Annotated in this window: 8 protein-coding genes; 2 read left to right on the top strand and 6 right to left on the bottom strand. The window is 64.2% G+C overall.

Features of this window, described 5'->3' with window-relative positions; all coding sequences use genetic code 11:
• Positions 1-8: 8 nt before the first annotated feature.
• The 4 genes from ABWK72_RS06000 to ABWK72_RS05985 form a co-directional block, all read right to left on the bottom strand.
• On the bottom strand, positions 9-785 hold the full coding sequence (locus ABWK72_RS06000; RefSeq protein ID WP_367873876.1) for a hypothetical protein: 777 nt from the start codon (positions 783-785) through the stop codon (positions 9-11).
• Complete coding sequence (locus tag ABWK72_RS05995; RefSeq protein ID WP_367873875.1) at positions 785-1,888, bottom strand: type IV pilus twitching motility protein PilT; 1,104 nt, start codon at positions 1,886-1,888, stop codon at positions 785-787. Before ABWK72_RS05995 ends, ABWK72_RS06000 begins: the two co-directional genes overlap by 1 nt.
• Positions 1,889-1,906: 18 nt before the next feature.
• Positions 1,907-2,968 (bottom strand): type IV pilus twitching motility protein PilT, encoded by a 1,062-nt coding sequence (locus tag ABWK72_RS05990; protein WP_367873874.1) that lies wholly within the window; start codon positions 2,966-2,968, stop codon positions 1,907-1,909.
• Between the two features lie 145 nt (positions 2,969-3,113).
• Positions 3,114-3,743 carry an outer membrane lipoprotein carrier protein LolA gene (locus ABWK72_RS05985; RefSeq protein WP_367873873.1) on the bottom strand — a complete coding sequence of 210 codons (630 nt, stop codon included), beginning with the start codon at positions 3,741-3,743 and terminating at the stop codon, positions 3,114-3,116.
• Positions 3,744-3,883: 140 nt separating this feature from the next.
• Between ABWK72_RS05985 and ABWK72_RS05980 the strand changes: the two genes are divergently transcribed.
• Entirely contained in the window at positions 3,884-6,232 is a 2,349-nt protein-coding gene (locus ABWK72_RS05980) for an MMPL family transporter (RefSeq protein ID WP_367873872.1), read from the top strand.
• Between the two features lie 182 nt (positions 6,233-6,414).
• Positions 6,415-7,836 carry an IS4 family transposase gene (locus ABWK72_RS05975; protein WP_367870643.1) on the top strand — a complete coding sequence of 474 codons (1,422 nt, stop codon included), beginning with the start codon at positions 6,415-6,417 and terminating at the stop codon, positions 7,834-7,836.
• Between the two features lie 365 nt (positions 7,837-8,201).
• Here the strand turns inward: ABWK72_RS05975 and ABWK72_RS05970 are convergent, their stop codons facing one another.
• Positions 8,202-9,797, bottom strand: a complete 1,596-nt coding sequence (locus ABWK72_RS05970; RefSeq protein WP_367873871.1) for an NAD(P)/FAD-dependent oxidoreductase — start codon at positions 9,795-9,797, stop codon at positions 8,202-8,204.
• A 178-nt stretch (positions 9,798-9,975) separates the two neighbouring features.
• Positions 9,976-13,161, bottom strand: coding sequence for an efflux RND transporter permease subunit (locus tag ABWK72_RS05965; protein ID WP_367873870.1), 3,186 nt, complete (start codon positions 13,159-13,161; stop codon positions 9,976-9,978).
• Positions 13,162-13,307 lie beyond the last annotated feature (146 nt).

Genomic DNA, 13,307 nt, shown 5'->3' with positions numbered 1-13,307 from the left:
CTCTTGGCCTACGGTTCGGTCTCCTCCTTCGCAGCTTCCTCTTTCGCCGGTTCTTCCTTCACCGGTTCCTCTTCCTTCGGGGCGGGCTTTGGCGCGGGCTTCGGCTCGGTTTTCACCGGCTCGCGCTTGTCATAGTGCCGGGCGATGCGGCTGTCGGCATCGCTCTCGATGACATGCGAGCTGTAGAGATCGGAGGACAGATTTTTGGCCGCGGCGACTTCGAGATCATTGGGAGGGCCCGGAGTCCTGACGGCGGACCGCAGTTCCAGGTTCGCCACGATCTTTTCCATGCCCGGCGAGAGCGAAGGATCGATGATGCAGGCCACCACCGGCTTCGGCACCACGGGCGGCATTTCACCGGCGCGCAGGGATTCGATATACTCCGGGCTATCCAGGAACTTGAAGTGCTCTGCCTGCTGGTAGGCGCGGAGCAGGGTCTCGCGGGCCAGTTTCTCGCGGGCGGGGAATTCGTCGAACTCGTCGTCGAGGCCCACCTTGTTATCCTTCTTGTCGTGTCCGAAGACGGTATCGAAGTAGTTGATCGGATCGAGCCCGAGCTTTTTCGCATCCTCGATCATGGCGATGCCCTTGAACAGGGTGCCGTGGGCGCTCTCGACGGTGGGTGAGCGGTAGAAGCTGGTATCGGAAACCAGCACGCGCATTTCGGCGGTGAGCTTGTCGATCTTCTTCTGGAGCTTGATATGCTTCAGGATGAAGCCGCCGAGCACGAACGCGACCAACGCGAAGAGGGCCAGCTTGAGGGTGGTGACTGCGCGGGGGTCCATCAGGTCCAGATTGATTTTGGTTTCTTCGCTTCGGAGGAGGGATTGGGTTCCTCGGGGAAATTGCGCTTCTCGCGGCAGTTGAAGAGGGCCTCTTCACGCGTGATGAAGCCGTTCTCCAGCAGGGATTGGATGGTCTGGTCGATCGTCCGCGAGCCGTCCTTGAAGCCGATCTCCATGAGGCCGACGATTTGCTCGAGCTTGCGCTCGCGGATACAGGCGCGGATCCCGTGGCTGGCGCGCAGGACCTCGGAGGCGAGGATCCGGCCGCGGCCATCGGCGCGCTGGACCAAGCGTTGCGAGACGATTGCTTCCAAGACCCCGGAAAGCTGGGTGATGATCTGCGGCTGCTGGTCGGGCGGGAAAACGTCTACCAGACGGTCGATCGATTGCGGCGCGTCCACGGTATGCAGGGTGGCCAGCACCAGGTGACCCGTTTCCGCGGCAGTCAGGGCGATGCGGATGGTCTCCAGGTCCCGCAATTCCGAGACCACGACGACGTCCGGATCCTGGCGCAGCGCCTGGCGCAGGGCGATCGCGAAACCCTTGGTATCCGCGCCGACCTCGCGCTGCTTGATCAGGCAGCTCGAGTGCTGGAAGACGAACTCGATCGGGTCCTCGATGGTCACGATCACGCCGGAACGGTTTTCCGAGATCCGCCGGATCATCGCCGCCAGGGTGGTGGACTTGCCGGAGCCGGTGATGCCGGTGACCAGCACCAGGCCGCGGCGGAGCTGGCAGATGTCGTGAACCACCGCATGGTGGCCCAGTTCGCCGAGTTCGGGGATTTCTTGCGGGATGTGGCGGAAGGCCGCCTCGATCGAGCCGCGGGCGACGTGGACGTTGCCACGGAATCGCCCGACGCCTTCAAGCTGTAGCGCGTAGTCGAGCTCCCAGGTCTGCTCCAGGGTGGCCCGCTGCGCTTCGGACAGGGTGTCCAGGATCAACCGCCGGACCGTTTCGGGATCCAGCAGGAAGTCTTCCAGCGGGGCCAGGACGCCCCCGACCCGTGCCGCGGGCGGAGCCCAAGCGGAGAGGTGGAGGTCGGATCCGCCGGCCTCGACGGTCTGGCGGAGATAATCGGTGATTTCGCGTACTTGGCTCACGATGCTTGTAGGTAAAACTTATGAAATGCCGCGCATGGCGCGATCAAAATCCTGCGGCCGGTCGGTCGCGCTGCGGGCGATCGCCGGATCGATGATGCCCTGCCGCGTCGCCGCGATCAGGTAGCGCAGGAAAGAGCAGCCGGCCTCTTCGTTGGCCTTGTTGAGGAAGTCCTTGATCTCATCATAACGCCCTTCCTCGATCCATTTGCGTGTAGCACCGCCGTTTTCGAAGTATTCCAGCACCGCCACCACCCCGCCGTCGATCCGCGGCAGGAGCTGCTGGGCGATCGCCCCGACCAATTGGTGGGAAAGCAGGCTGGCCGCGCCGGCGCTGCCGGAGTCGCTCAGGATGCGGTGGAGGCGCTCCATCGCGGTCGGCACCCCGGCGACGCCGGATCCGTGGAGCGTGGAAATCACCAGGTGGCCGGTTTCCGCAGCGCGCAAGGCGGTGAAGGCGGTCTCGGCATCGCGGATCTCGCCGAAGAGGATGATATCCGGGTTCTGCCGCAGCGCGGCCCGGAGGGCGACGTGGAAGTTATCGGTATCGCGCCGCACCTCGCGCTGCGAGAACAGGGCGCGCTCATTCTGGAAGAGGTACTCGATCGGGTCCTCGATGGTGACGATATGGCGGGGCTGGTTGCGGTTCACCCACTGCAGGCAGGCCGCGATGGTGGTCGATTTCCCCGAGCCGGTAGGGCCGCAGACCACGACCAGGCCGGAGCGCCGCTGCATCCAGGAGGCCAGCATGTCCCCGGGCAGGCCGAGTTCGTCGAAGGTGGGGATCTCTTTCTTGATCGGGCGGAGGGCCACCGCCAGGCGGCCGAGCGAGCGATACATGTTCGAGCGCAGGCGGCCGACGCCCTCGATTTGGATGCTGGAATCGCCGTCGCTTTCCTTGGTCGGATCGCAGTTACAAGTCGTCCAGATCTCCGCGATGTCCTCCCGCGAGACCGGCCCGCCGTGGGCGATCACGATATCCCCGTCGCTCCGCACCCGGGGCCGTTCGCCCTCCATCAAGAAGACGTCGCTGGCACCGCCGGTGAAGGCGTTGTCGATGAGGGAGCGGATATCGGGATTCACGAGCGGACGCTAACAGACAGATGGCGGTAGGGGGAAAGGTGGAAATACGCCCGGGGCCAAGGAATTACCTCTTTTTCACGCGGGCTTCACGGCATCCGCAAAGAAGGGGGCCGCAGGATTAAGTCCACTTAAGAAACAGGGAGGGTCACCGCATCAAATACCCGGTGGTGTCCGCCTGGAACACCGCGGGGTCGATCTTCGCATTGATCCGGGATTTCGTGAAAACGGTGCGGATGCGCGTTTTATCCTGCAGCTCCAGATCGAGCGCCCGCAGTTCCTGGGTCTTCTGGTCGATATCGAGGAACATCCAGCTCACATGCTTCTTCAGCTCCTTGTCCTTCGGCTTCACCGTGAGCTGATAGATTCCGTCCGTGACGCGGGATTCCACCAGCTCGAAGGCCTCTTGAAAGCCGGTGAGATCCCGGAAAGCCTTGTCGGTAAGCAGGGTGAACTGCTTGGCCTCCGCGGCATCCGAATCGACCTTCTTGCCGCGCTTCTTCTCGACATCCAGGAGGGTCATCGTCGTCCCGTCGGAAACGGCCATGGTCTTGACCGGTTGCCCCAGTTCCCAGAGCAGCTTCCCGGGGCGGACCATCCGCAATTTCCCGGGGGTCGAGACCGGCTTCTTGAGCGAGGGCAGCTTGCGCTCCTGCACGAAATCCGCCTCAAGGCTATGCAGGTCCTTCTGCTTGCCCAGCCAGGTCTCCAGCGGCTTCACATCCAGATCGGCCCGGGCCGCGGAAATCAGGACGGCAAGAATCAGCAGCGCTCGCATGGCGGGGAAGGTAAGTGCCAAGTAAGAAGTGCCAAGTTCCAACAGAAGGGGTGCCTCTCTTTGGAACTTGGAACTTCTTACTTGGAACTTCTCCCCGTCAGCCCGTTCCCTCCCGCATGCGCAAATGGTGGCTCCCTCTCATGCTGCTCGCGGCCGTGGCCGTGGCGGCATCCGGGCTTTCCCGACTGAGGTTCGACACGGACATCCTCTCGATGCTTCCCGGGGAACTGCCTGAAGTCCGCGGCCTGAAGGCCCATCACCAGGCCTTCGCGCGGGAGGACGAGGCGATCTTGCTGGTGGAAGGCAGCGGCGATACCTCGCCCTCCGATGCCGCGCAGTCCCTCGCGAAAGCTCTCGAAAAGGACGGCGTGGTGAAGCGCGCCCGCTGGCAGCCGCGCTGGGAGGAAGACCCGCAGGGACTCTCCGAATTGCTCGCCTACCTTTGGCTGAATGGCGACCCCGCCGCGACCCGTGCTCTCAGCGAAAGCCTCGCCCCGGGAAATTCGCAGGCCGCGATGGAGAAGGTGGTGGAGAACCTCGCCACCACCATCGAGGGCCAGGACCTGGCGATGCAGGCGCACGATCCCTTCGGCTTCCTCGGCCATCCGGCGGTGACGCAGATCCTGTCCTCATCGAGCGAAGGCGGGGCCGCTTTTGCCAGCGCGGACGGCAGCTCGCACCTTGTTTTCATCGATGCCCCCGGCGAGGTCCACGGCTACCGCGAGTCGAACGAATGGATCGCCAAGATCCGTGGCACCGTCGCCCGCTGGGAGGCCAGTGAGGAGGGCAGGGGATTCAAGGTTGGCATCACCGGCGAGCCGGTCTTTTCCTCGGAGATCGGCATGGCGATGGAGAAGGACCTCAGCGGCTCGATCGGCCTGACGCTGACGCTGATCGGCATCCTCTTCTGGTGGATGCAGCGCCGCCTGATGCTGCTCGGCGGTCTGGTCGTGGTGCTGTGCCTGGTCTTCGCGGTCGCCCTGGGCATCGCCGGGTGGATGTACGGCGAGCTTAGTATCATGGCGCTCAGCTCCGCGGAGATCCTGATCGGCCTCGCCACCGACTACGGGTTGGTGATCTGCCAGGAGGCGAAGGTCGCCGGCCACAACCGCAAGGCTTTGTTCTCCGCCAGCGCCAAGCCGGTGCTCTGCGGCGCGCTCACCACCGCCGTCGTTTTCCTCGCTCTCAATCTCGGCGGGCTGCCCGGCATGGCCCAGCTCGGCAGCATCGTTGCTTACGGCTTGGTGGCCGCGGGCGTTCTGATGATCGTTTTCTACCTGCCCTGGGTTGCGAAATTCGGCGTGAACCGCGCCCCGGCGGAGGACGAGCCGAAGTGGCTGCCTCACCGCCGCAAGTCCTGGATGATTACCGGCGGCCTTGTCGCGGCGGCCTTGGCCGTGCTGGCGATTTTCGGCGCGCCGGGGATCGTCTTCGATTCGAACATCATCCGCCCTCGGAATAGCTCGGCGCTGGCCTCCTTCGAGCGGATGCAGGAGAAATTTCCCGCGGGCGATCCGCGCCAGTTGCGCGTCGTCATCGAGGCCCCTGACGATGCCACGATGCTCGCCCGCCTGGCCGAGGCGGAGAAACGCCTGGCGCAGGGGAGGGAAGAAGGTGTGCTGTTAGAGTCGGCGATGCCGCAAGGCTGGTGGCCCGATCCGGCCCGCCAGCAGGAGAACAAGGGGCTGGTCCTCGCGCTGGCGAAGGAGGGCCCGCGCTTGCTGAAGGAGGCCGATGAGGTCGGCTTTTCGGAGGAGGGCTCCGCACTCGGCAAGCAGGTCTTCGGCTTCCTCGAGAAGGCTGGAACAGAGTCCAACTTCTACCCGCAATCGCCCGCCGCGCGGGAGATCATGCGGCTCTTCATGGACCGCAAGGACAGCGGCGGCGGCCTAGCCCTCGGCTCCTTGTTGCCAGCTCGCGATGTCGATCCCGATACCGCCGGCTACCCGCGACTCCGCGCCCTGAATGGCGACGGCATCTGGCTCAGCGGCTGGAGCCTCTTCAAGCCCGCCATCGCCGGCCTGGTGAAGGACGACATGGCGCGCATGCTCTTGCCAATGGGCGTGTTGCTGATCGGGATGATGGCCTTCATCTTCCGCCGCTTCCGGGATGTCGGCTTCGCCCTCTTCGCGATGTTGGTGAGCACCGTGGCGATGCTCGCGATCATGCGGCTTTGCGGCCTGCAGTGGAACTTCATCAACCTGATGGCGACTCCGCTGCTGTTAGGCACCGGCATCGACTACGCGATCCACGTCACGCTAACGCTCAAGCGCACCGGGATGTGCTTCAAGGAACTCTGGAACGGCACCGGCAAGGCACTGCTCTTCTGCGGCGCCTCGAACGTTATCGGCTTCGGCTCGCTGATCTTTTCTTCCAGCGATGCGTTGGTGAGTCTCGGGCAGGTGGCGGTGATCGGCATTCTGCTGAGCATGACGGTCTCGATCTTCCTGCTGCCGGGGTGGCATGCGCGGGGGAAGGAAGGGGCGTGAGAAGATCGCGGGATGCTTTCCAGAGCCCCGAAGGGGCGGCAGGGAGATAGCCCCGGGTGAAACCCTGACCTTTATACACAAGTCCGCGCTCCGGCATGAAATCCGCCGGTGCAGTTTGCGGGAAATAAATCTGTACGAGTGTTTGAAGCCCTGCACAATGCACGCGCTGTTGGATTTTTGGCGTGGCTGACGACATTACAGGCGAGTTCGGCAACGCGGATCTGAAGGATACGCGGCGCGACCGGCGCTTGCCCAAAGTCGCCGCGGCGCTCGCCGCCTTTCCTTCCAAAAGCATTGCCGCCGCCACCGGCGGCAGTGGCGAGATGACGGCGGCCTACCGCCTGCTCAATTGTCCCGACGTCACCGCCGCGGCCGTGCTGGCCCCGCACCGCGAGGCCACCATCGCCCGCTGCGCGGCGCACCGCCGCGTGGTGGTGTCGCAGGACACCACCGAGCTGGATTTCACGCACATGACGGCCACCACCGGTCTGGGCCCGCTCAACGACAAGAACCGCAAGGGTCTCTACCTGCACGCGCTTTACGCGGTCTCGGGCGAGGGCCTGCCGCTTGGCACCCTCGATGCGGCGATGATCATCCGCGATCCCGCCACCTTTGGCGATGCCAAGGTCCCGCACAAGCGGCGGCCGGGTAGTGACAAGGAAAGCCGGCGCTGGGTCGAAGGCTATGAAAAGACCAATGAAGTGGCCGTGCTGCTGCCGGACTGCGAGGTGATCTCGGTGGGCGACCGCGAGGGCGATATCTTCGAACTCTATGCCGCATGGCACGCTGCCGTGGAGCGGGGCGGCCCCTGCGCCGGGTGGATCATCCGCGCCAACCAGGACCGCGCCCTGACAGGCACGCTGCATGATAACCCGGCGAAGCTCTTCGCGGCGCTCGCCGCGGCACCGCTGCTCGGCACCCATTCCTTTGAAGTGCCGGCCTGGAAGGGCACCAAAAAGGTCAAGGGCAACCGGGTGCCCTCGCAGCGCAGCGCGCGCACGGTATGCCAGGAAGTGCGGGTGATGGAAGTCACCCCGCGCCCGCCCTACCGCAAGGGCGTCAAGCTGCCGCGGGTCTCCTTCTGGGCGGTGCTGGCGGAAGAACGCGATCCGCCGGACGGGGAAGATCCGGTGCGCTGGCTGCTGTTGACCAGCAAGCCGGTGGCGACCCTTGAAGAAGCGCTGGAGATCATCGGGCTTTACCGGCGGCGCTGGGACATCGAGGTCTTCCATAGGGTCCTCAAGACCGGCTGCCGGGTGGAACGCATCCAGCTCAAGAGCGGGCAGGCGCTGTGCAACGCGCTGGCGATCCATCTGGTGGTCGCGTGGCGGATCCTTTACCTGACTCATCTCGGGCGCGTGGTCCCCGACTTGCCCTGCGGCAGCGTGTTCGAGGAAGCCGAGTGGCGATCGGCGTGCGCCGTGGCCAAACGCGACAAGGCGGCGGGCGAGCCGTCGCTTGCCGAGTTCATCCGCATCGTCGGCAAGCTCGGCGGCCACCTCGGGCGCAAGGGCGACGGGCCGCCCGGTGCACAATCCCTGTGGCAGGGGCTGGCTCGGGTGAGGGACTTCGCGTGCGCGTGGCGCGCCTTTCACGACGAGTGAAAGGGCCCCGGAGGAAGGCGGGCGGCTCAGCCGCACCGCCCGCCCGCGCGTGCCCGGATGACGCGTGCCACGCCGGAAGCGGAGGCCTCGTGCTGGCAAGCAGTGATCCACTCGCCGCCGTGACGAGCGACGGCCGCGCGGACTTGTGTATAAAGGTCAGGGTGAAACCCGGGGTGGGTGGGTTACGCCATACGCCCCCTGAAAGGGGGCCGGGAGGCTGGTGACATCGAACCGTCCCCGTTCAACTGGCCTCCCGGTGCCCCTTCAGGGCACGTCTTCGTAGCGAGCAAACCCGAGGCTGCGTTTCACTTGCCTCGGGCTATCTCCCGGTCGCCCCTGCGGGGCTGAAGAAGATCGCATCAAAATCAAGAAACCTCCGCCATCCTCGGCGTCACCGCCTTCTCGCCCTCTTTCTTCTCCATCTTCTCCGGCATCGCCTCCAGGGGCCGGACGAACATCGTCTCGACTTCCATCTTCAGCCAGACGCGCATGCCGTGGAAGAGGTGGCGGACCGCCTTCAGGTTCGGCTCGTAGGGCACGGTCACCAGGAAGCGGTGCTTCAGGTTGTTCTTGCCGTAGGTGCCCGCGGTCAGGCGCTTGCGCGCGATGGTCTCCAAGCGGCGGTTGTAGAAGCGCATGAACTTGGCGAAGATCGCGCCGCCGAGGCCGTTGTAGGGCATCGTCGAATACTCCTTGTCGGCATTCGCATAGACCGCGCGCACGGGGCCGATGAAATACGCGGCGATGTCCATCAGAAAGGCGGCGTGCATCAGGTCGGCATCGCCGAGATACTGATACTTATTCTTATAGAGCCCGTGGAACCAGCGCTGGTAGGACTGCGGGTAAATCTCGTTGTGATGGTCCAGTGCCATCTTCACGCACTCGCCATCGAGTGCTTTGATGATCAGCTTGTGGGCGCAGTAGGTACTGTGCCCGCAGTAGTCGAGGCCCTGCGAATACAGCGGATCCATGAAGCCGGCGGCATCCCCGGCCATGATCCAGCCATCGCCGCAGACTTCGGTGGAGTAGTAGGGGAGGTGCTTGTAGATCCGCGCGTCGTTCTCGATCGCCACCGCGTTCTCGAACATCAGCTTGCCGATCGGGTGATCTAACAAGTGCTCCTTCAGCCGCGTGCCGATCGGTCCTTCGGAGGGCGGCGTGAAAAGCCGCTCGTCCCAAGTCACCCCGGCCGAGAAATCGCCATTCGAAAGCGGGATGATCCACGACCACCAGCCGCGGCCCATCAGGTGATTGGTCGCGCTCGCGCGGGCGACCGAGGGGCCATTCTTCAGGAAAGGTGCTTCCACCCGCGCCGCGTGGGAATCCAGCGTCTTCACGCCGCTGTAGCGCACCCACATCGAGTGCACCGGGTGCTCCTCCAGCTTGCGCCAGAGGCCGCGCTGGCGGGCCACCAGAGCCGCCTTTCCCGAGCAATCGGCAACCCAGCCGGCGGTGATGGTGCGGGTCCCGCCCTCGTGCTTCAGAACGATCGTATTCTTGCCCGCGCCGGCGAGATCGAAGGACTTGATCGAGGCCTGCCGCAGGACCTCGCAGCCCTCCATGGCCGCCATTTCCAGCATGTGGGTGTCCAGCTTCGAGCGGTCGAGCTGGAAGGTCGGAAAGCGCGCCTGCGAATTCGGCCCGATTTCCGAGCAGGAATTCGGGCAGTCATTCTCCGGCGTGGTGAACCACATCCGCAGCCCGTGTTTCTGGAAATGCTCGCAATTCAGGTAATGGCCCAAGCCCAACACCCGCGTGAGAAAGCAACCCGCGACCTCCGAGGTCGACTCGCCGACCTTGAAGTCAAAGGCTTCCGACTTCTCGACGATCAGCACCCGGGTCTGAGGCCGGGCGCGCTTGAGCAGCAGCCCCAGCGCGGAGCCCGAGAAGGCACCGCCGAAGATGACAACATCGTAGTCGGCGGCGGCGGCAGGGGATGAGGAAGTTTCGTCGGATACCATGGACTCGCGCAGGATAGCTGCTTTGGCAGTCTTGGCAACTTGGGAGAACAAGGGGAGAAATGACGAATTCCGAATTCCCGAATGACGAATGTCGTGTGGGTAAGAGGGGAGGCTGACGCCAGATGCCTGCCCTCCTTCCGGAACACACTTCATTCGTCATTCGGAAATTCTGCATTCGTCATTCAGCCGGCAGCTCTTCCGGCTCCGCCCTTTTCACAAACGGCTTCTTATACCAATCCATACCCCGCTTCGCCAGCGCCACCAGATCCTCCACCGCCAGATACGCCGAGGGCACCAGCAGCAGGGTGATGAAGGTTCCGAACAGCATCCCGAAGCCGATCGAAACCGCCATCGGGTTCAGGAACTGTGCCTCGGGCGACTTGTCGAAAATCGTCGGGATCAGGCCGACGAAGGTCGTCACCGAGGTCAGGAAGATCGGACGGAAACGCCGGATGCCGGATTGCACCACGGCCTCGAACAGATCCATCCCGGTCCGCCGCCGCTGGTTGATGAAATCGACCATCACCAGGGAGTCGTTCACCGCCACCCCGGCCAGCGCCAGCAGCCCGAAGATCGAGAGATAGGACGGCACGATGTCCATGATCAGGTGGCCGAAGAGCGCGCCCAGCACCGCATAGGGAATCGCGATCATCACGAAGATGGGCTGCAGCAGCGAGCGGAAGGGGATCGCCAGCAGGAGGTAGAGCGCTGCGAAAAGTGCGATACCCATGACCCAGAGGCGGAAGCCGGTTTCGCGGTGCTCGCGGATGTAGCCCTTGTAGCGCCAGCTCAATTCCGGATGGCCCTGCAACATGGCATTGATCCGCGGTTCGATGGCGTCGGCAATCGATACCAGATCCACCGATTCATCGTTCGGCCGCGCGGCGACGGTGCTGACCTGCGCGCCATCGCGGCGCTGGATGTTCGACTGTGCTTTCTCGAAGCGCGCATCGGCCACCGATCGGAAGGGCGCCGCGCCGCCATCCGGTGTCAGCACCCGCATTTCTTCCAGCGTGTGCAGGGATTGGCGGCGCTCCAGCGGCAGGCGCACCATCACCCGCACGTCGTCGCGCCCGCGCTGCATGCGCTGTGCTTCCTCGCCGAAGAATGCGGCGCGCACCTGGTTTGCCAGATCGCGCTGGGTCAGGCCCAGTGCCTCGCCCTCCGGGCGGATCGTCACGTGCAGTTCTTCCTTCGTCCGCGAGTCGCTGGTCCACGAGTCTTGAATTCCCGGATAAGACTCTAACAGGGCCGAAATCGCTTCCGTTAGATCTTCCTTCTCCGGGCTCGCCGGGCCGCGGAGCTCGACCTCGATCGGGTCCGGTTCGTCGTCGCCCCCGCCGAAGCCGCCGCCCTGGTCGCCGGAGATCCAGAATTTCTGCGCGTCCTTCACCTCGCCGGTCAGATCCTGCCAGCGCTTGGCGATTTCCTTGTTGCGCGGGCCCGGCTCGCTGCGCTCGTTCGGATCGAGAATCTCCATCACCACGAAGCCCTGCTTCGCATCCACGCCGCCGCCGCCGGCCCAGCCGCCGGTGCTGGTCAGGATGTCCTCGATGATCGGCTTGCCGTTGCCGGGATCGACGAACTCCTTCTTGATCTGCTCCGCCGCCGCCCGGATCTGGAGCACCCGCTGGTCGGTTACGCGCATCGGGGTGTCGCGCGGCATCTCGATCGCCGCGGTGATCCGGTTGCGGTCGATCGAGGGCATGCTGACGAAGCCCAAGCGTCCGCTCGACAGGATCGCGACGCTGATCATCGCCACCGCCGCGAAGATCGAAAGGGTGGTGTAGCGGTGCCGGGTGGCGAGCAGGATCACCGGCTTGTAGCAGTGCTCGATGAAGGCCTCCAGCGTCCCCGATACGTTCCTCTGGAAGCGGTCGAAGCGCAGGAAGAAGCGCGGTTCCAAGGTCGTGTTCTTGAGGTGGCAGGGCAGCGCCAGCTTGGTCTCGATCAGCGAGAAGAGGATCGTCGCGATCACCACCGGCGGGATCTGCCGCGCCAGGGTGCCGTAGAAGCCTTCCTCGAAAAACATCAGCGGCAGGAAGGCGATGCTGATCGTAATCGCGCCGAAGGTCACCGGGATCGTGACCTCCTTGGCCCCCTCGATCGCCGCTTCCAGACCGCTCTTGCCCTCCTTCAGCTTGGTGAAAACGTTCTCGGAGGTGACGATCGCATCGTCCACCACGATGCCGACCGCGACGATGAAGCCGAAAATGCTCATCGGGTTCAAGGTCATCCCCATGGCCGCCATCACGATGAAGGCGCCGGCGAAGGAGATCGGAATCCCCAGCACCACCCAGATCGCGATCGAGGGCCGCAAGAAGAGGCCGAGGATGATCAGCACCAGCACGCTGCCCTGGAGCAGGCTCTCTAACAGGCTGCCGATCCGTCCCTTCAGCTCGATCGAGCTATCGTCCCAGATCCCGAGTTCGATTCCCTGCGGGAAGGTCGCCTGGGATTCCTCCGCGTATTTCCTCACCCGCTCGGCGATCTTGAGCGCATCCTCATGAGGCAGGCGCAGCACCTCGATCAGGAGCGCCGGCTTGCCATTGTAGCGGATGATCTTGCGGTTCTCCTCGAAGTCGTCGCTGACCTTGGCCAGATCCCGCAGCTTCACCTCCGCGCCGTTGCTATTGCGGATGACGATGTTCTCGAAGTCCTCACTGGTGTAGGCTTGGTTCTTCGAGCGGATCACCAGCGAGCCCTCGTCGGTCTGGATCTGGCCCGCCGGCAGATCGAGCGAGGTCCGGCGGATCGCGTTGGTCAGATCGCTGAAGGTCAGCCCGAAGTCGCGCAGGCGCTCGGGATTGGCCTCGATCCCGACCTCGAAGGGCGAGGCTCCCTGGATCACCGCTTGGGAGATGCCCGGCAGGCCGGTCAGGTCGTCGCGAATGCGGCGGGCGGCGCGCAGCAGGTCCTTCTCATCGAGCTCGCCATAGACGGCGATCTTGATCACGTCGAACCACTTGCTGCTGTCCGGGATCTCGAGGCGCGGCGGCTCGATCTCTTGCGGGAAGGTGGTGATGTTGTCGACCAGCGGCTTGACGTCTTCGAGCAGGTCCTCGGGCGTCGTGCCCTTGCTCGTCCTCAGCACCACATTGCCGCGGCCCACGCGCGCGCTGGATTCGATCGACTCGATCCCCGGCAAACTCTCCACCGCCCGCTCGATCGGGATGATCACCGCGCTCTCGACATCCTCCGGGCTGCCGCCGCGGTAGTTCACTTCGATCCGCACTTGGTTGAAGTGCATCGTCGGCTGCACTTCCGGCTGCACCTTCTCCCAATAGCACCACGCCCCGAGGACGATGATGAGGCCCATCAGGAGATTGGAGGCGATGGAGTTGATCGCGAACCAGCGGATCATCGGGCGGGGCGGCTAGACGGGAGGGGAGCGAGTTGGATGCTCCAACTTGGAGGGTCGACCGCAATGACGAATTCCGAATTTTCGAATGTCGAATGACCAGTTGAGAAGAGGACGGCTGTCGCCAGCCAACCACCCCTCCTCTTAAG

Origin of the sequence: Luteolibacter sp. Populi (assembly GCF_040801775.1) — a bacterium.
GTDB lineage: Bacteria > Verrucomicrobiota > Verrucomicrobiia > Verrucomicrobiales > Akkermansiaceae > Haloferula.
The sequence above is the reverse complement of the archived record's forward strand: the minus strand, read 5'-3'. Positions and strand labels throughout refer to the sequence as shown.